This is a genomic window from Pseudomonas sp. FW305-3-2-15-E-TSA4, assembly GCF_058787295.1.
Window position 1 is genome coordinate 119,484 of the sequence record NZ_JBYSZP010000001.1, and the last position, 18,741, is coordinate 138,224.

At 61.0% G+C, this 18,741-nt stretch carries 15 protein-coding genes; 5 read left to right on the forward strand and 10 right to left on the reverse strand.

Annotated features, from left to right (window positions below; all coding sequences use genetic code 11):
• Positions 1-186: 186 nt before the first annotated feature.
• Genes AC3WMV_RS00590 through AC3WMV_RS00600 form a run of 3 tightly spaced genes read left to right on the forward strand, consistent with a single transcriptional unit; the run spans position 187 to position 3,446 of the window.
• The gene (locus AC3WMV_RS00590; protein ID WP_103369101.1) at positions 187-2,379 is read left to right on the forward strand and encodes an FUSC family protein; all 2,193 of its coding nucleotides are present in this window, start codon (positions 187-189) and stop codon (positions 2,377-2,379) included.
• Positions 2,369-2,569: a DUF1656 domain-containing protein gene (locus AC3WMV_RS00595; protein WP_003221811.1), complete on the forward strand. Its 201-nt coding sequence runs from the start codon at positions 2,369-2,371 to the stop codon at positions 2,567-2,569. The genes AC3WMV_RS00590 and AC3WMV_RS00595 overlap by 11 nt, the downstream gene beginning before the upstream one ends.
• A 10-nt stretch (positions 2,570-2,579) precedes the next feature.
• Complete coding sequence (locus AC3WMV_RS00600) at positions 2,580-3,446, forward strand: efflux RND transporter periplasmic adaptor subunit (RefSeq protein WP_096795164.1); 867 nt, start codon at positions 2,580-2,582, stop codon at positions 3,444-3,446.
• Between the two features lie 129 nt (positions 3,447-3,575).
• On the opposite strand, the gene AC3WMV_RS00605 is transcribed toward AC3WMV_RS00600, so the two are convergent.
• Both AC3WMV_RS00605 and AC3WMV_RS00610 read right to left on the reverse strand, forming a co-directional pair.
• On the reverse strand, positions 3,576-3,974 hold the full coding sequence (locus AC3WMV_RS00605) for a DUF4440 domain-containing protein (protein WP_103369100.1): 399 nt from the start codon (positions 3,972-3,974) through the stop codon (positions 3,576-3,578).
• Positions 3,971-5,341: an MFS transporter gene (locus AC3WMV_RS00610; protein WP_103369099.1), complete on the reverse strand. Its 1,371-nt coding sequence runs from the start codon at positions 5,339-5,341 to the stop codon at positions 3,971-3,973. Before AC3WMV_RS00610 ends, AC3WMV_RS00605 begins: the two co-directional genes overlap by 4 nt.
• 109 nt (positions 5,342-5,450) lie before the next feature.
• Here AC3WMV_RS00610 and AC3WMV_RS00615 point away from each other — a divergent pair, with 109 nt between their 5' ends.
• Positions 5,451-6,332: a LysR family transcriptional regulator gene (locus AC3WMV_RS00615; RefSeq protein WP_103369098.1), complete on the forward strand. Its 882-nt coding sequence runs from the start codon at positions 5,451-5,453 to the stop codon at positions 6,330-6,332.
• Between the two features lie 41 nt (positions 6,333-6,373).
• Here the strand turns inward: AC3WMV_RS00615 and AC3WMV_RS00620 are convergent, their stop codons facing one another.
• Together AC3WMV_RS00620 and AC3WMV_RS00625 are read right to left on the reverse strand one after the other, a co-directional pair.
• Positions 6,374-7,198 carry an SDR family oxidoreductase gene (locus AC3WMV_RS00620; protein ID WP_103369097.1) on the reverse strand — a complete coding sequence of 275 codons (825 nt, stop codon included), beginning with the start codon at positions 7,196-7,198 and terminating at the stop codon, positions 6,374-6,376.
• A 36-nt stretch (positions 7,199-7,234) separates the two neighbouring features.
• A complete protein-coding gene (locus tag AC3WMV_RS00625) occupies positions 7,235-7,699 on the reverse strand; it encodes a multidrug transporter (protein WP_098967290.1) in 465 nt (154 codons plus the stop codon).
• Positions 7,700-7,877: 178 nt separating this feature from the next.
• On the opposite strand from AC3WMV_RS00625, the gene AC3WMV_RS00630 reads away from it, so the two are divergent.
• Positions 7,878-10,730 (forward strand): RHS repeat domain-containing protein, encoded by a 2,853-nt coding sequence (locus AC3WMV_RS00630; protein WP_103369096.1) that lies wholly within the window; start codon positions 7,878-7,880, stop codon positions 10,728-10,730.
• Positions 10,731-10,804: 74 nt separating this feature from the next.
• Here the strand turns inward: AC3WMV_RS00630 and AC3WMV_RS00635 are convergent, their stop codons facing one another.
• The 6 genes from AC3WMV_RS00635 to AC3WMV_RS00660 all read right to left on the reverse strand — a co-directional run bounded on the left by AC3WMV_RS00635 (position 10,805) and on the right by AC3WMV_RS00660 (position 18,735).
• Entirely contained in the window at positions 10,805-12,256 is a 1,452-nt protein-coding gene (locus AC3WMV_RS00635) for a mannose-1-phosphate guanylyltransferase/mannose-6-phosphate isomerase (protein WP_103369095.1), read from the reverse strand.
• Between the two features lie 155 nt (positions 12,257-12,411).
• Positions 12,412-13,068 (reverse strand): alginate O-acetyltransferase AlgF, encoded by a 657-nt coding sequence (locus AC3WMV_RS00640; protein WP_007969549.1) that lies wholly within the window; start codon positions 13,066-13,068, stop codon positions 12,412-12,414.
• Between the two features lie 15 nt (positions 13,069-13,083).
• Entirely contained in the window at positions 13,084-14,256 is a 1,173-nt protein-coding gene (locus AC3WMV_RS00645) for an alginate O-acetyltransferase (protein WP_103369094.1), read from the reverse strand.
• A gap of 10 nt (positions 14,257-14,266) precedes the next feature.
• Positions 14,267-15,832 carry an MBOAT family O-acyltransferase gene (locus AC3WMV_RS00650; RefSeq protein WP_027610921.1) on the reverse strand — a complete coding sequence of 522 codons (1,566 nt, stop codon included), beginning with the start codon at positions 15,830-15,832 and terminating at the stop codon, positions 14,267-14,269.
• A 321-nt stretch (positions 15,833-16,153) separates the two neighbouring features.
• Entirely contained in the window at positions 16,154-17,266 is a 1,113-nt protein-coding gene (locus AC3WMV_RS00655) for a mannuronate-specific alginate lyase (RefSeq protein WP_103369093.1), read from the reverse strand.
• A gap of 8 nt (positions 17,267-17,274) precedes the next feature.
• Positions 17,275-18,735, reverse strand: coding sequence for an alginate O-acetyltransferase (locus AC3WMV_RS00660; protein ID WP_103369092.1), 1,461 nt, complete (start codon positions 18,733-18,735; stop codon positions 17,275-17,277).
• Positions 18,736-18,741 lie beyond the last annotated feature (6 nt).

The following is an 18,741-nucleotide window of genomic DNA, read 5'->3' on the forward strand; positions in this document are numbered from 1 at the left end:
CGATGGGCTGCGAAGCAGACCCAAGACGAGCGTGTGCAATCTGACTGTGAGAACTCAATTGCCTTGTTTAGGGTTGCTGTGCAACCCGTCGGGGATAAATCCCCTCACCACAGAGTTTGTGTTCACCACAAAAATTGATGTTTGCCACAGATAACTCTTCAGTCCTCAATCATTGAGCAAGACCAAATGACTCCCTTGCCCGCACCTCTACGCTGGCTCTACTCCCTGGAATGGCGCCGGGGTTTGTTTGACTGGGCGCGCAGCGATGGCGTGACCTGGGTCTACATCTTCAAGGTATTGCTCGCCGCGTTCCTCACGCTGTGGCTGGCGATGCGCCTGGAGTTGCCGCAACCGCGCACGGCGATGATCACCGTGTTCATCGTCATGCAGCCGCAGAGCGGCCAGGTGTTCGCCAAGAGTTTCTATCGTTTCCTTGGCACCCTGGCCGGGTCAGCGATGATGGTCACGCTGATCGCGCTGTTCGCGCAAAACACTGAGTTGTTCCTCGGTTCGCTGGCGATTTGGGTCGGCATCTGCTCGGCCGGTGCGGCGCGTTGCCGTAACTTCCGCGCCTACGGTTTTGTCCTCGCCGGCTACACCGCCGCGATGGTCGGCCTGCCGGCGCTGGCGCATCCGGACGGTGCGTTCATGGCCGCCGTCTGGCGGGTGCTGGAGATCTCGCTGGGGATTCTTTGCTCGACAGTGGTCAGCGCCGCAATCCTGCCGCAAACCGCCAGCGCAGCAATGCGCAACGCCTTGTATCAGCGCTTCGGCGTGTTCGCGTTGTTCGTCACCGATGGCCTGCGCGGACGCAGCAAAGCCGACGCCTTCGAGACCAACAACGTGCGTTTCATCGCCGAAGCCGTGGGGCTGGAAGGGTTGCGCAGCGTCACCGTATTCGAAGACCCGCACATGCGTCGGCGCAACGGTCGCCTCAGCCGTTTGAACAGCGAGTTCATGGGCATTACCACGCGCTTCAACGCGCTGCATCAGTTGCTCGAACGCTTGCGTGTGAATGACGAAGAACACGTGGTGGCCGCGATCAGGCCGGGCCTGCAGGATCTGGCGGAAGTACTCGACGGCTTCAGTGGCCGCGCCTTGACCAGCCCGGACGCGGCACGTTTGGCGACGGCATTGGCCACGTACAAGGAAGGCCTGCCGACGCGCGTGCGAACCTTGCGCGGCATTTTCCAGGAAACCGGTCCGAGTGAAGCCGAACAACTGGATTTCCACACTGCATACGAGCTGCTCTATCGCTTCGTCGATGACTTGCACAGTTATGCACAGACCCACGCCTCGCTGGCCGATCACCGCCACGAACGCGAGCGCTGGGACGAACCGTTCACCCCGCAAACCAACTGGTGGGCCGCTGCGGCTTCGGGGATTCGCGCCTCGTTCATCCTGATTGTGCTCGGTAGTTACTGGGTCGCCACCGCGTGGCCGAGCGGCGCGACCATGACCCTGATTGCTGCCGCGACCGTGGGCCTGTCTGCCGCCACGCCCAACCCCAAACGCATGGCTTTTCAAATGGCCTGCGGGACTTTTCTCGGGGCGCTGATCGGCTTCGTCGAGATGTTTTTCATCTTCCCGTGGATCGACGGATTTCCGCTGCTGTGTGTGATGCTCGCGCCAGTCATCGTGCTCGGCTCGTTCCTCGCTTCGCGGCCGAAATATGCCGGGATCGGCCTGGGTCTGTTGATCTTCTTCAGCACCGGTTCGGTGCCGGACAACCTGACCATTTACAACCCTTACACCTTCATCAACGACTACATCGCCATGGTCATGGGCATGCTGGTCTGCGCTGCTGCTGGCGCAATCATTCTGCCGCCCAACAGCCGCTGGTTGTGGAAGCGCCTGGAGCAGGATCTGCGTGGCCAGGTGGTGTACGCGATCAGCGGCAAACTCAAGGGCCTGGCGTCGAGTTTCGAGAGTCGTACCCGTGACCTGCTGCACCAGGCTTATGGCCTGGCGGCAGGTCAGCCGACGGTGCAGAAGAACCTGCTGCGCTGGATGTTCGTGGTACTCGAAGTCGGCCACGCGATCATCGAATTGCGCAAGGAACAGGCGATCCTCCCGGTGCATCCGGCGTATGCCGAATCGCAGCCGTGGCGTCAGGCGATCCGCGTCATGGGCCGGGCGCTGGTGCGACTGTTTCTGCAACCGAACCCGAGCAATCTGGAGCGCGCACTGGTGGCGGTCGATCACGCGATCAGTCGGGTCGCCGCGACCGACGAGCCGTTTGCGCCGCACTTCGACACGTCCGCGTTACGCCGGGTGAAGAGCTATCTGCACTTCATCCGCACCTCGTTGCTCGACCCGCAATCACCACTCGCTGCCTATGCCGTCGCCAAGCCCGAAGGACTTGCCCATGCCTCGTGAAATCGCCTTCCACGGCGTGTACATGCCGACCATGACCCTGATGTTTTTTGTCGCTGCGGCGCTGGCCTGGGCCTTGGACCGGTTCCTCTCGGGGTTCGACCTGTACCGCTTTTTCTGGCACCCGGCGCTTTTGCGTCTGAGTCTGTTTACCTGTCTGTTCGGCGCCATGGCGCTGACTGTCTACCGTTGAGAACGTTCTGATGAAAAAGTTTTTCAGCCTGCTTGCGACCCTGCTGGTGCTGGCCCTGGCACTGTGGATCGGCCGGACCCTGTGGGAGCACTACATGAACACCCCGTGGACCCGCGACGGCCGAGTGCGGGCGGACATCATCAACGTCGCGGCCGACGTCACCGGGGAAGTGGTCGACGTGCCGGTGCGCGACAACCAATTGGTGAAGAAGGGCGATTTGCTGATGCAGATCGATCCCGAGCACTACCGCATCGCGGTCAAGCAGGCGCAGTCGCTGGTCGCTTCGCGCAAGTCGACCTGGGAGATGCGCAAGGTCAACGCGCATCGCCGTGCCGACCTCGACAACCTGGTGATCTCCAAGGAAAACCGCGACGACGCCAGCAACATCGCCGACGCCGCGCTCGCCGATTACCAACACGCACAAGCGCAACTGGAAGCCGCCGAACTCAACCTCAAACGCACTGAAGTGCGCGCGGCGGTGGACGGCTACGTGACCAACCTCAACGTGCATCGCGGTGACTACGCGCGCATCGGCGAAGCGAAAATGGCCGTGGTCGACATGAACTCGTTCTGGGTCTACGGCTTCTTCGAAGAGACCAAACTGCCGCACGTGCGCGTAGGCGACAAGGCCGACATGCAACTGATGAGCGGCGAAGTGTTGAAGGGCCACGTGGAGAGCATTTCCCGCGGCATCTACGACCGCGACAACCCGGAAAGCCGCGAGTTGATCGCCGATGTGAACCCGACGTTCAACTGGGTGCGTCTGGCGCAGCGGGTGCCGGTGCGCATTCACATCGACGAAGTGCCGGAGGGTGTGTTGTTGGCGGCGGGGATAACTTGCACGGTGGTGGTGAAGCAAGAGCCTGTGGATAACTGACAGACCACGCCGACTGAATCGCGAGCAGGCTCACTCCTACACTGGATCTCTGCCACACCGAAGATCCCTTGTAGGAGTGAGCCTGCTCGCGATAAGGACAACCCGGTCTTTCAGACCAAAACCGAGTAATCATTCAGCGCAGAACGTCTCCTGCAAATGCCGCCACAGCACCCGCCCGGCCTCGGTCTTTTCAAACACCACCGTCGACCGGCGATCGGTGCGCAACCCGCTCGCATCGCTCTGCTGCTCGCGATAACTCAGCGTCGCGCCATGCGCATGCAGCGCAATCCCGCGCAACTCACTGAGCTCGATCCTGAACCCGGGCTTCTTCCCGCCCGCCGCGTGAAACAGCGCATGCAAGGCTTCGATATCCAGCGCCCGGCCCAGCGGCGTGACCATGGAAAAATCCGCCGAGAACCGGCTCAGCAAGCGCTCCATTTCGGCTGAATCCTGCTCCACGGCAAACCAGCGTTCGATCACCAGGTGGGCCTGGATCACTTCATCAAAATATTCGTTGTAGTCAGTCATGTGGATTTTTCCTGAAGGGAAGGTGGGCTCAGCAGGGCGAGCACTGTGGAGGCGTCGAAACGCAGCACGGCGACCATTGGCAGCAGTGTGAGCAAGGCCGCCGCGACAAAGCAGTATTTGAATCCGTGGCCGCCCAGTGCGCCCAACAGCGAACTGAGCAGCGCGGCGCCAAGACAGAAACCGAGCTGGCGATTGATGTTCCACAGAGCGCTGGAGTGACCCATTTTTTCCGGCGCGATGCCGACAAACGCCAGGCTCTGCGCGGTGACGCTGCACAGGCTGCCGCCCAGTCCCATCAAGGCATAGGCAATGATCAGCGGCGCGGGGGCGGGCTGTTCGATGCGCATCAGCAGGACAATCCCCAGGCACTGCAAAAGCATCCCGGCGATCAGCAACGGTTTGGGGCCGATGCGGTTGAAACTGCGTTTGCCGAGCATGATCGCCATACCCGATGCGGCCGCCCAGGACAGCATCAGCGCACCGGTCTGCGCTGCACCGAAACCGAGGTCGTGCAGGTACAACACGGCAATCATGTTGGTGCCGGTAAACACCCCGGGCACAAACAGGTAGATCAGCATTGCCAAACGCAGTGACGGACTCTTTAGCAGTTGCAGGTCGAGCACCGCGTCGGGTTTGTGCCAGCCATCACGCAGGTACAGCCATAAGGTCAGGACGCCGAGCAGCAGAACTCCGCCGGCGAGGTGTCGGGTAGCGGCGGCGCTCGCCAGGCTCACGGCAATCAACAACAGTGTCAGGGCTGCCACCGCCAGCAGCAGGCCGCGCAGATCCAGTGTCGGGCGTTCCGTGCCGGGTTGATCCGCTTGCAACCACAGCAGACCCAGGCCGAAAGCGAGCAGCGCCAGCGGCATGTTCAGGTAGAAAATCCAGCGCCACGACAACGCCTCGACGATCAGGCCGCCCGCCGCTGGCGACAGGGCTGGCACCATCAGCGCGACCATCAGCACCACGCCGGTCAGGTGCGCGCGTTGTGTCGATGGATACTGCCGATAAGCCAAGGCCTGACCGATCGGCAGCAACAACCCGCCACCGAGGCCTTGCAGCAGGCGCCAGACAATCAGGCTTTCAATCGACCCGGCCTGGGCCACCAGACCGGAAGCGATACCGAACAGCAGCAACGAGCCCAGAATCAGCCGCCGTTCGCCCAGCCGCGCCGCCAGCCACACGCTCAGCGGAATGATCAGTGTCAGCCCGAGCATGTAGGCGTTGGTGATCCACGCCAATTGCGTCACCGAGGCCTGTAATTCCCGGGCGATGTCCGGGTAGGCGATGCTCGCGGCGAACATGTTCAGCAGGTCGAGGGCGAACCCGAATAGATACACCAGCGCAACTTTCGAGCGATAGGCCATGGCAGCTTCCCTGTAATGAGACGTGCAGGGTAGGGCGCTTCGGACGTTAGGAAAACGCTGGTTTGCCTGCTAGTTTGTCAAAATAATTTTGACAGGGAGCGCGCTGGATATGGTCAGCCTGGACCGTTTTGACACTTTCAAAGCCGTGGTCGAGGCCGGGTCGTTGACGGCGGCTGCTGAGACGCTGGGCCAGACCCGCGCGGTGGTGAGCTTCAATCTCAAGCGACTGGAAGAAGAACTGGGCGTCACCTTGCTCACGCGCAACACCCGGCAACTGGCCCTGACCGATGCCGGCGAGCGCTTCTATCGGCGCTGCCTGCGCACCCTCGACGAAGCGCGACTGGCTATCGAGGAGGCGCGCTCCGAGCATTCGCAACTCAAGGGCACGTTGCGCATCACCACCACCGTGGAGTTTGCCCTGGCCCAAGTGGTGCCGGCGCTGGAGGTGTTTCGCAAGCAACAGCCGCAACTGAACATTCACTTGTCGACATCCTCGGCCCACGCCGATCTGATCTCCGAACGCTTCGATATGGCGATTCGTCTGGGGCGCATGCACGACTCCAATCTGCGCGCGGTGCAGTTGTCGAGGTTCGAAGTGTTTGCGGTGGCGGCGCCGCAACTGGTCGAGCGCTTCGCGCCGGTTGCCACGCTGGCGACGCTGGAGTCGATGCCGACGCTGGGCCATGGCCGAGTTCCGGAAATGACCGTGACCGACCCGGCCGGCAGCGAGCATGTCTACCAGCCAAAACCGGGGACCACCGCCATCGTCGCCGACAACTCGGCGACGCTCAGGGCGTTTGCGCTGACCGGCCAAGGCGTGGCGATTTTGCCGCAGTGGCTGATTCAGGAGGATCTGCAGGCGGGGAGATTGGTGCGGTTGCTGGCCGATTACCGGTTTGCTCAGCAGGGGGTGTATGCGCTGTACCCGGATACCCGGCATTTGCCGCTGAAGGTGCGGGCGTTCATTGATTTCATGAAGGGCTGGGGCTGAAGATCTCGGTTGACTGTGCCCGCGATGGGGTCAACTCGGTCTCAGAGCTGGCCGCGCAACCCGAACCGCTTCATCAACGTCGACTCCAGCAACCCTTTGGGCAATAACGTCGCCAGCAACGGCAACGCGCGGCTGCCATTACCAATGCGGATCAAGCGTGGCGGCGTGCTCTGCTGCACAGCCTTGAGCAACTCAGCCGCAAACTCACTGGCCGGGGTCGGCTTGTCCTGCGAGGCCTTGGCCCGCGCACGAATCCCCTCACGCAACGGAAACCACGGTGATTGCTCGTTGATCAGTTGCTCCGCTTCATGCCCGGCATTCTTGGCGAAGCTCGACTGAATCGCTCCCGGCTGCACCTCCATCACGCGGATACCGAACGGCGCCAGCTCCATGCGCAGCGCATCGCTCAGCGCATGCACCGCGGCTTTCGAGGCGCAGTAGGCGCCGGCGAACGGCGTGACCAGAACCCCTGAGACACTGCCGATATTCACCACCAGCCCCTTGGCCCGGCGCAGTACCGGGAACAGCGCACGAGTCACCCCGACAATCGAGAACACATTGGTTTCGAACTGGCGCTGCATGGCCGGCACGCCGCCGTCGAGCAGCGGCCCCATCGCGCCATAACCGGCGTTGTTGATCAGCACGTCGAGGCCGCCGTGTTGCTGGTTGATGCGCTCAGCGAGTTGTTCCAGCGCCACGCCGTCATTGACGTCCAGTGCGATTGCGCTGAACCCGGCAGCGGCGAGGGCCGCGACGTCTTCAGCCTTGCGCGCGCTGGCCCAGACCTCATAACCGGCGGCTTTGAACGTGTCAGCGAGGGCGCGGCCAATGCCGCTGGAGCAACCGGTAATCAACGCAACGGGCATGGCGCATTCCTTGTGCAAAAAATGGGAGGAGGGGGATCAGTCGGAGAAACTGCCCTGCAAGCGCTCGGCACGAAACTCCAGGGTTTGTGGGCGATAACCGGGGCGCAGCGGTGGCATCGGCAGGCAGTCTTCCCAGTCGCCGCCGGCCTGCAGTTCGCCGGGGCCGCGATAGCGCGGGGCGGTGTATTGGTTGTCGGCCAGATTGACCGTGTCGCCCGGCGCGTAAGCTGCGATGCGCCAGCGCAGTTCAGTCAGCGGCACGTCGTTGCCGTTTTTCATTTTCAATTGCAGCGGCCGATCCGCCGGGCATTGCTCCGGTGCATAGCTGATGCGCATCTCAAGGCGCGCCAGTTGCTTGAGCTCGCGGTTGTCCAGCCACACCACCCACATGGCCACCAGGCCCAGACCGACAGCCGCGGCCACGGAGACCGGCACAGCCTTGGCGGGATAGCGCAGCAGCAGAATCAACCAGGTGATGATCAGCAGGATGCCGATGAACATGAGGGAAGGCTCCTTGGTTCGTGAGTACCATCCTACCGGAGGGCCGGCGCAATGGACATTCGCGCGTATTCCGAATGTACCGTCAGTCGGTACTGTAATTTCTGACAGTTGAAAATCGCAAAGCGCGGATGCTCTGATGCCCTGAAGCATGGATAACGCTAGTGCCGGGAGCAAGCTGATGAACAAACATGGCAAAACACCGACGCTTTCAGTAAGCGACCCGCGGGGACTGCAGGTTCGGACGGTTGGTTATTGGCGTGCCGACGACCTTTGCCCAGCTCAAACCCGCGTCAATCGCACGGTACGTGACGCTGCCGGAAGGGTTGTGGAACAGTGGGATCCGCGCCTGTGGGCACTGCAAACGACCGAGCCGCTGACGCCAGCGAATCTGCGCACCCTTTATTCGTTGATCGGGCAAACGCTGCGCTCCGACAGCGTCGATGCCGGTACGCAGCTGGCGTTGTACGGGCTGGGTGCCGAGACGCTGTACGACTGGGACAGTCGAGAAACCTGGCGCGAGGTGCAACACGACCCGTTGCTGCGTCCGATTGCCGTGTTCGAAGAGGGCGCATCCGAGCCTAGGCGGTGCGTCGAACGTCTCAATTACGGTCAGCCCGGCGCGGGTGATCCCTCCCGGAATCAGCTGGGCCAGTTGATTCGGCACGATGATCCGGCGGGTAGTGTGTGCTCGCAAAGCTTTGCAATCAGTGGGCAATGCATTGAAAGCACGCGGCACTTCACCCTCGACCCCAGCGTCCCCGATTGGCCGCAAAACGTTGATGACCGCCAGCGCTTGCTGGAGCCTGGTGACGGTGCAACGACCCGCTGGCGCTTCGGGCCGCTGGGGCAGGTACTCGAACAAGTCGATGCACGTGATAATCGACAGGACCGCGAGTTGACGCTGGACGGTCAGTTGCGTGCCTGCCATCTGCAATTGCGGCACCAGACCAAAGCGCAAACGCTGGTGAGCGACATTCGTTACAACGCTGATGGGCAAGTCACTCAGGAACTGGCGGGCAATGGTGTGCTGACGACGCTGACCTATCAGCCCGAGGACGGTCTTCTGCTAACCCGCCATGCGAGGAAAGCCGGGGGCGAGGTATTGCAACATCTGATCTACGACTATGACCCGATGGGCAACTTGCTGAGCATCGAGGACAAGGCACTGCCGATCCGGTATTTCGCCAACCAGCGTATCGATCCTGTCAGTCGTTTCGACTACGACAGCTTCTACCAGTTGCATGTGGCCACCGGTTGGGAAGCAGGTGCTGCTACTCAAGGTCCGGCGTCCATCGGACGTGACGATCCGGCAGCAGTGAGCAATTATCGACAGACCTTCGACTACGATGAATCCGGCAATCTGCTGCTGCTGACGCATGTTGGCGCGCGCAATGGCCGCGAGCTCAAAGCTGCGCGATCAAGTAATCGCTGTTTGCCTTACCGTAATGGCGTGCCACCGACGGAAGAGGAGATTGCCGCGGCGTTCGATCCCCGTGGCAATTTGCGAGCGCTGTACGCGGGGAGTTCATTGACGTGGAATCTGCGTAATCAGCTGCAATCGGTCACGCCGGTCGAACGTGCCAGCGGCCCCAATGACCGTGAACACTATTGCTACGACGGTGCCGGTCAACGTGTGCGCAAGATTCGCTCGTTACAGACGAATGCCCGCGGCGTCACGGCCCAGGTGCGCTATTTGCCTGGGCTGGAGCTACGTACCGACACGGCCACCGGTGAACAACTGCAAGTGATTTTCGTCGAGGGCCACATCAGCCGTGTACACGTGCTGCACTGGGAAAGTGCTCCGCCCACCGGTTCCAATGACCATTATCGGTACACGCTGACGGATCATCTCGGATCGACCTGCCTGGAACTGGGCGAGGATGCCCGGCTCATCAGTCAAGAAACTTTCTTCCCGTTCGGTGAAACGGCGTGGAGCAAGGACACCGAGGCCAGTTACAAAACCCTGCGTTATTCGGGCAAGGAGCGCGATGCCACAGGTCTCTATTATTATGGCTATCGCTATTACATGCCGTGGTTGCAGCGCTGGTTGAATCCTGACCCGAAAGGCTTTATCGACGGGCCGAACCTGTATCAGATGGTGGGTAACTCGCCCATGAACCATGTCGACACTGATGGGGGCGGGAAGACCGCCACATCTGAGTTGGCTGACAGTGTGCAAAAGCAGCAGGCATTAATGAGCACGATGACCTCGGCGGCAGCGGACGTCAGAAACTCATTGCTCAACCACACTCAGGCGCGACACCGGTTTCAGGCCCTGGTCAGGCGCGTCGGAACGCAACTGGCCAGCAGTATGTTCAGCGCAGGCGCTCAAGCCGCAGGTGGCACGATTGGCACTGCAATGGGCACCGTGTTCGGACCGGTAGCCGGTTCGCTTGGGGGCAAGATTGGCACGAAGGTCGCCGATAAGTTGGCGGGTGCAGCCATCGACAAGGTGGTGGACACCTATCAGTTGAACCGACCTATCCATTTCAAGGGCAGCGAATTGAATCCCAAGGCTCTGGTTGAAAGCGTCGAGCCGAAAAAGAAGCTGAGTCTTGCCACAGTGAAACTGCAATTGGCAGCGCATGATCCGCGCACAGCCGACGGTCGATCACGCTTGACCCAAATGGCGCGCGCCAAGGTCGAGGGCAAAGTGATCGAGGCAGTCTCTGAAAAACTGGGACCAGAAACTCGGGGGCTGTTCCAGACGGGGCGGGAATTCATCCATGCAGCGCAGGGACTGAATGCTGAGGCGTTAAGCAACACTTATGAACATCTTTCGGCAAACATCGACATGGTCGAGTTCAGGACGCAGGCCATCCTTACCGAGCTGGCAACCACCGGCAGCGCGGATCCGGAGCTTTTCGAAGCGGTCTCCGACTTGTCGATGCAAACGTCCAGTACGCTGCAGAGCCTGCGGCGGACCCAGGACTTTATCGGACTGCTCGCACCGGCTCCCTACGCGGGAAGGCAGCAATCGCTGGGGGGACATTCCCGGCCGAGGCTGACTCGACAACATTCGTTGAGTTGAAAAAAAGCCCCCGCCCAACCCACTGCGGATAGGGGACGCAGCGGGCTGGACGGGGGCTTCTCATTGCCGGGTGATCACTGCGCGATGGTTTTCACCGACACGCCACGTTCGATCGGGGTGGAGCGGCCGTAGATATCTTCGAAGCGCTCGATATCGTCTTCACCGAGATAGCTGCCCGATTGCACTTCGATGATTTCCAGCGGGATCTTGCCCGGGTTGCGCAGGCGGTGCACCGAGGCGATCGGGATGTAGGTCGACTGGTTTTCGCAGAGCAGGAACACGTTGTCATCGCAGGTCACTTCGGCGGTGCCGCTGACCACGATCCAGTGCTCGGCGCGGTGGTGGTGCATCTGCAGCGACAGGCACGCGCCCGGCTTCACCGAGATGTGCTTGACCTGGAAGCGGCCGCCCATGTCCACCGAGTCGTAGGAACCCCACGGACGGTAGACCTCGCAGTGGTTCTGGGTTTCGCTGCGGCCCTGCTCGTTGAGGGTGTTGACCATCTGCTTGACGCCCTGAACCTTGTCCTTGTGGGCGATCATCATCGCGTCCTTGGTTTCGACCACGACGATGTTTTCCAGGCCGATCACCGACACCAGTTTGCCGTTGCCGTGGATCATGCAGTTCTTGCTGTCCTGGATCACTACGTCGCCCTTGCTGACGTTGCCGTTGGCGTCCTTCTCGTTGACTTCCCACAGCGACGACCAGCAACCGACATCGCTCCAGCCAGCGGACAGCGGCACCACGCAGGCGCGTTGGGTTTTTTCCATCACCGAGTAGTCGATGGAGTTGTCCGGGCAGCAGGCGAAGGTGGCTTCATCCAGGGTGACAGTGTCGGCGTCCTGCTGGCTGCGCTCGAGGGTCAGCAGGCAGGTGTCGTAGATGTCCGGATCGTGCTTTTTCAGCTCTTCGAGGAAGCGGCTGGCGCGGAACAGGAACATGCCGCTGTTCCAGTAGTAGCCGCCGGATTCGACGTATTCGGTGGCGCGCTTGACGTCGGGTTTTTCGACGAAGTGCGAGACGCGGCTGACGCCTTCCGGCAGCAGCGAATCGCCGGTGGACTTGATGTAGCCGTAACCGGTTTCCGGTTTGGTCGCCGGCACGCCGAACAGCACCATTTCGCCGTTTTCAGCGGCGACGGTGGCCAGGGCGAGGGCGCGTTGCAGGGCTTTCTGGTCTTCCAGCACGTGGTCGGCCGGCAGCACCAGCATCAGTTCGTCACGGCCTTCGTTGACCAGCATCATCGCGGTCAGCGCTACCGCTGGCGCAGTGTTGCGGCCGAACGGCTCCATGAGGATGCGCTGGCATTCAAGGTTACGGGTGGCCAACTGCTCGTTGACGATGAAGCGGTGATCCTTGTTGCAGACCACGATCGGCGTGTCCATGCCTTCGAACACCAGGCGCTCCAGAGTTTGCTGGAACAGCGTGTGTTCACCGGTCAGGGCCAGGAATTGTTTAGGGAATTGCTTACGCGAAAGCGGCCAAAGACGTGAACCGCTACCACCTGACAAGATCACCGGAATCATATTGTTTACTCCATAAAAATCGATTGGTTAGAGGCCCTGTGGGAGCGAGCCTGCTCGCGAAAGCGGTACATCAGTCGACATTGATGTTGGATGTCGGACCGTATTCGCGAGCAGGCTCGCTCCCACAGGGTTACTGCGTCAGTTCATGAAATTGGTTAGCGAGTCGACACCGGGCGTTTCACCCAGACTGGCGACAGGCTGCTGCCGGAACCGGTGACGTACAGCACCGCTGCTTCACCGCGCTCAAGGGCGACCGGTTTCACGTCGCCGACTTTCTTGTCGCCTTCGTACAGCGCCAGGCTGACTTTCACCGGGTTGATTTCACGTTCGCCACGGCCCTTGGCCGCCACGTTCGGCACCACGTCGGTCTTGCCGTCGGCGGTCTTCAGGGTCAGCGGCTTGTCGCTGAGGTTCTGCACGCGCACCAGGGATTTCTGCTTGTTCTTGAACGGTGGTTCTTCGATCAGTTGCGGCGCGCCGGACGCGTTGTTGACCAGGGTGTAGTAGTGGTCACCGGCGAGTTTGACCGGCAGGGTCTGGCTGCCGACCTTGGCGCTGTAGTCACCGCCCGGCATGAAGCTGAAGTCGCTGCTGGCCAGTGGCGCAACGTCGCTCAGGTTGGTGCTGCCGACGGTGGCGCTGACTTCGGCGTTGCTGGCGTTGTAGACGCGCACGAAGGTCGAGCCTTTCGGCGCGGTCGGGCCGTACAGCGCGGCGTCGCCACCGGCAAAGGCCTGGACCGACAGCACGCTGAGGCCTGCAACCAGTGCGAAGCGTTTGGCGAGACGACGAGGAGTAGTTGTGAAAGTCATGGTGTTACCTCTCTTTCAGTTTTGCGCCCGATCGGGCGTCTCGGATTTAGTGTTGATGGCTACGTTTTGTTGGCGAGCACCGGCTTGTTTGAGCTCTGCGACCCACTGTGGGTCGGCGTCGCCGATTTCGTTGTTCACAGGCAGATATCGTTCAGGAAACTCCCAGATCAGCACCTGTGGCGGGCTGTTCTTGAAGTCATCGCTTTTCAGGTAGCTGAGCATCGGCAGGATCGGGCCGTGGCCGTCTTCGGCGTAATTGACCACGTCACTGTGCAGCGCTTGTTTCAGCGCACCGACGAAGTTCCAGTTGGGGTTGGCGCTGTAGCTGGTACCGATCAGCGCGACCGGTACTTCGCTGCTGGCGAACAGCGCGTCGTCACCGGCAGGCTGCTCGGCGGCAACGGTGTTGCGCTTTTGCAGCGGCTCTTGTGCCGGCATCAGGTTTTCAAACAGCGGATCCAGTGGCAGGAACAGACGCAGGTCGCCCTTGTGCGTGACCTTCTCCGCTGGCGTGGTGACAAAGCGCTGTGGCTCGCCGCTGAGCGGGAACTTGTCGGCGATGGTTTTCGCCAGGGTGTTGGCGGCGATTTCAGCGCCTTCCGGGGTCCAGTGGGTGTCGGTGCGCAAGAACACTTGCTGACCGTTCTGCTTGGCCTGTTGCAGCGGGCCGAGCAGGTCCGGGGCGAGGATCTTGTCTGCGGCGACACGGGCGTGGAAGTCCTGATAGAGGTTGGCGTGGATGCTCGCCGGTTTCACTTCACCCAGGTGTTCCGGGTACAGACGCACCTTGGCCGGCACGATGGCCATCACCAGTTTCACGCCTTTCTCTTTCAGGGTCTGGCGCACGCCTTCGACCAGCGCGTAGTTGCCTTGCAGGTTCAGTTCTTCGTTGACGATCGGGTTGAATTCCTCGTCGCTGTATAGCCACTGATCGCGACCGAGCACTACGCCTGGACGACCTTCGTTGAACAGTTTGAAATCCAGCGCCGCCCAGAGGTTGGTGCCCAGACGCTTGATCGGAAACTGATCGTCGTAGTGGGTTTCCACGGCTTTGGTCCAGCGACCGTTAAGCACGGTCGCATCGGCGTTGGTGCTGAAGCCGAAGAAGCTGCGCACCGACCACAGACCGAGCACCAGCAGGGTCACCAGAAACAGCGCGATGTAGAAGATGCGTAATGAGCGGGTCATGTCAGATCCCTCAGAACTGGAAGTAAAGGAACGGCGAGAAGCTTTGCGCCGAGAGTTTGAGAATCGAGGCGATGAACAGCAGCAGGATCAGCCCGCGCATCACGTAACGTGACCAGTCCGCCGTCCAGTAGGCCGGTTGCACCTGCGCCTCGACGCCGACGGTGTAGCCAGGCTCGTGGATGCTCGCCGGGTTTTCGCCAGGCGCGGCTTTGATCATGCCCGGGGTCGCGGTGGCAGGGCCGTTGGCCTCGACGTTGACTTCAGGTTTGCTCTTCACCGGAGGCTGGTTGGTGTACAGATCACGCAGGCCGAAGAACGCCAGGGTTGCGTACGCCACCACCAGGGTCGCCACTTGCAGACCGGTGAGGCTGGCGCGGTTGAGTTCCGACAGCGACCAGTCGCTGAAGCTGAACATCGCGCCGTACATGCGCCCGGCGACGTGCAGGTTTTCGGCACGGAAGATCACCCAGCCCATCACCACCAGCAGGAAGGTCAGCGCCCAGCGGATCGGGTTCAGGCTGCGCGGCGAGGTGTTGATGCCGAGCATTTTTTCGATCGCCAGCCACATGCCGTGCCAGGCGCCCCAGACGATGTAAGTGATGTTCGCGCCGTGCCACAGACCACCGAGGAGCATGGTCAGGAACAGGTTGCGATAGGTCATCAGCGTGCCTTTACGGTTACCGCCGAGGGTGATGTACAGGTAGTCACGCAGCCAGGTCGACAGGCTGATGTGCCAGCGGCGCCAGAACTCGGTGATCGACTGGCTGATGTACGGCTGCTTGAAGTTTTCCATGAAGCGGAAACCCATCATCAGGCCCAGACCAATGGCCATGTCGCTGTAGCCGGAGAAGTCGAAATACAGCTGCGCGGTGTACGCCAGCGCACCAAGCCAGGCATCCCCGGTGGTCGGGTTTTGCAGGGCGAAGCAGTGGTCCGCCACCACCGCGAGGGTGTCGGCGATGAAGACCTTCTTGATGAAACCCTGCATGAACCGCGTGCAGCCCTCGGAGAACTTGTCGAGGGTGTGGGTGCGGTTGTTGAACTGGTCGGCGAGGTCGCGAAAACGCAGGACCGGGCCGGCAATCAGGTGCGGGAAGATCGCCACGAACGCCGCGAAGTCGATCAGGTTGCGGGTGGCCGGGGTGTCGCCGCGATACACGTCGATGATGTAGCTGATCGACTCGAAGATGTAGAACGAGATACCGATCGGCAGCAGCACGTGGGTCAGGATGAACGGCTCCAGACCGAACGAGGTCATGATCGCGTTGATGCTGTCCACGCCGAAGTTGGCGTATTTGAAGTAGCCGAGGATGCACAGGTCGACCGCCACGCCGAGCAGCAGCCAGCGCTGTGCCGGTTTGCTGCGCACGCCGGCGGCACCGACTTTCAGGCCGATCCAGTAGTTCCACAGGGTGACGCCGGCGAACAATGCCAGGAAGTCCACCCGCCACCACGCGTAGAACACGTAGCTGGCGATCAGCAGCAACAGGTTGCGATAGCGTTGCCCGCTCAAGTAGTACAAGCCGAGAAAGATCGGCAAGAACAGAAACAGGAACACGTTGGATGAAAATACCATCCCGATCTCTCCATGTTTGAACCAACAGTCAAGGGCCAAAGCCCCCCCAACCCCCCGTGCTATTGGAGGGGTGATGCGTGTTTCTTTCAGGGTTGCGGAGGGACTTGAAATCTCTCCCTCACCCCCCGCCCTCTCCCGGAGGGAGAGGGAGCCTGATCTCTGGCGCTGCCAATATCGAGATCGACTCGGTATTTCTGTGCAGCCTGATCTCGATTGTTTTTCAACACCTGAGATCGACTCGATGTATCAGGTCGGCGGATTTCTCAAAAACACCTCGGTCAGTCCCCTCTCCCTCCGGGAGAGGGTTAGGGTGAGGGGCTTTTAGCCCTTCTCGTGAGAGGGGTCGTAGACCTTGGTCAGGTCGCCACCCAAGCGGAAGGTCTTGAACGGCTGCATGCCGTGCTTTTTCTCGATCACATCCGCCGGGCAGGTGTAGAGGGTGCAGAACGGTTCGAGCCAGGCGAATTTCATGTCCTCTTTCAGGTCGGTCATGTCCTGTTTTTTGCCGTTCTTTTCCTCGAACGCATCCGGGTCTTTCACCCCGGCCAGCACCCGGTCACCCAGACGCTTGAGCGCGCTGTTGTTTTCCTGACGCAGATCGACACCGTTGACCTGGGCGAAACTGGCGATCATCGCCAGTGGCGGCAGGGCGTAGTTGTGATAGGCGAGGGCGCGTTGCTGGCGCTTCAGTTCGTTAGGCAGGAAGCCGTCGGCATCGACTTGATTGACCCCGACCTTGTATTCCTTCACTGCCCAATCAAACAGGTCGCGACGGTTGGTGGCGACGGCGGTAGCCATCACCGACCACGCGGCCCAGTACGAGTGGTTGTTGGTTTTTTCCAGCGGCAGGTTGTCCCAGTCGCTGACCACCTGATCGGCCATCTTGCTGAACCACGCCTCGATCTGCTGCGCTTCTTGCTGATGCGTGGCCAGCGGATGCGAGTCGGAGAACTTCAGGCGAATGTACGACGAGGCCATGCTGCCCAGCGCCCATTTGCGCATCGACTTGCCGGTGTGGTTGAAGTCTTTCGACATCAGCGCATCGGCCTTGGCCCACGCGGTCAGCCAGTTCAGCGTGCAGTCGAGCTGCTCCGGACGACCGTCGCGCATGAACTGCATCACCCGTTTGGCGGTGCCGCGCTCCAGGGTGGTGATGTCCTTGGTGGTGTCGCGGAAGGCTTTTTCCGACTGCACGTTCAGCGTCGCGCGAGCCTTGTCCGAGCCTTCGTACTTACTGCGAAATTGCAGCGGCCCGGTGTACGGCGCCGGCATCGCGTCGCAGCCTTCGCTCTTGTCGCCGCTCTTGAATTTATCCACAGGCGCGAAATAGCCCTGCGGCGGACGCAGTGGTGCGGCGGCCTGAGTGGCCCCGGCGAACATCGCCAGGGTCAGCAGGGATGGCGCAAGCAAGTGTTTGATCGTTCGATTTCGCATAGCAGACCTCATTGCCCGAGCTGAGCGGTTTGTGACCCAGCGCCCGGGAATACGTTGCGTTTGCAGATTTTCGCTTCGACTTTTTGCGGCGCGGTACCCGCTTCCGGGCCTTGGACTTCGACTGCCAGCAGATTTTGCGAGGCCCAGTCTTCGTCCGTGCGCAACTCAAAGGCGAAACGACCGTCGGTGTCGGAGGTTTCCGGTTTCTCGATCTTGATGTCCTCGTGGCGACCGTTCATGTACCAGAGGGTGGCTTGCAGGGTTTTCACCGAGGTGTCGGCGAAGCGGATGTCGACCTGATGACTGCTGTTCTGCAGGTTCAGGTTCTTGCTGTTGACCAGCAGTTCCTGTTTGCCGCCAGGCTTGAGCGTTGTACTGGCGGACATTTGTGCGTCTTTGCCTTCGCAGCCGTTGTCGAGCAGCGACATCATCTGGCGGTAGATGGTCTCCTGATCGAGGCGGTACAGCGGCGAGAATTCCCAGATCAGAATCTTCGGCGGGGTCTTCTGGAATTCGTCGCTACCCAGGTACTGCAGCATCGAACCTTCGAGACCACCGCCGGGGAAGGCGACGTTGAGAATGTCGGCGCCAATGGCTTCTTCGAGGAAGCCGGCGAAGTTGTAGTTCTTGCCGCTGTGCGAGGTGCCCACGAGGGTGATTTGCGGGTTGCCGGAATCACCGAACAGGTCGCCGTCACCGGCCTCGCCTTTCGGCTCGGTGGTGAACTGGTCCATGTACTGGATCGCGTAACTGGTGCCGCACAGTTGCCCGGCCATGTTGTGCAGGGTGCCGGTCTTGCCCATGCGCCCGGTGCGCTTGGTTTCGAATTCACGCTTGGGAATGTCGGCGAAGGCCGGGATCTGCTTGACCTTCTCGGCGACGATTTTCGCTGTGCGCTGGGCACCGTATGGGGTCCAGTGCTGGTCGCCGCGGAAGTAGAAATCGTGGGCGGGCAGGGTGTCCGGCAGCGATTCGTTGGTCAGCGGCGACAGGTCCGGTACCACGTAACCCATCTGCGCGAAACGGCCGAGCATGGTCTTGTAGTTGCCCAGCGCTTTCTCGTAATCGAACGCGGCTTTTTCCTGCGGATTGAGCTTGTTGCGGTTCACCAGGCCACGGGTCGGCTGATAGACGATCACCAGTTCGACGCCTTTGGCCTTGAACGCATCGTGCAGCTGTTGCAGGCGTTTGTAGCCGGCCGGAGTGGTGTTGAACTCGGTGCGCAAATCTTCCTGGGTACGGAACAGCCAGTCGCCCTGCGCCTGCACCAGGGTGGTGAAGTTCTGCTGGTAGCGCGTGGTGTAGTTCTTCGCGTCATGGGCGGCCGGGCACAGGTTGCAGCACGGTTCGGCGCTGAATTTTGGCGGGGTGGCGCCCGCCGTGTCATCGGCGCGGGCAGCATTGCTGGCCGCCAGAATGCCCACGGTCAGGGCCGACAGGCTGAGTAATTTGATCAAGTGTGGGTGCATAAAATT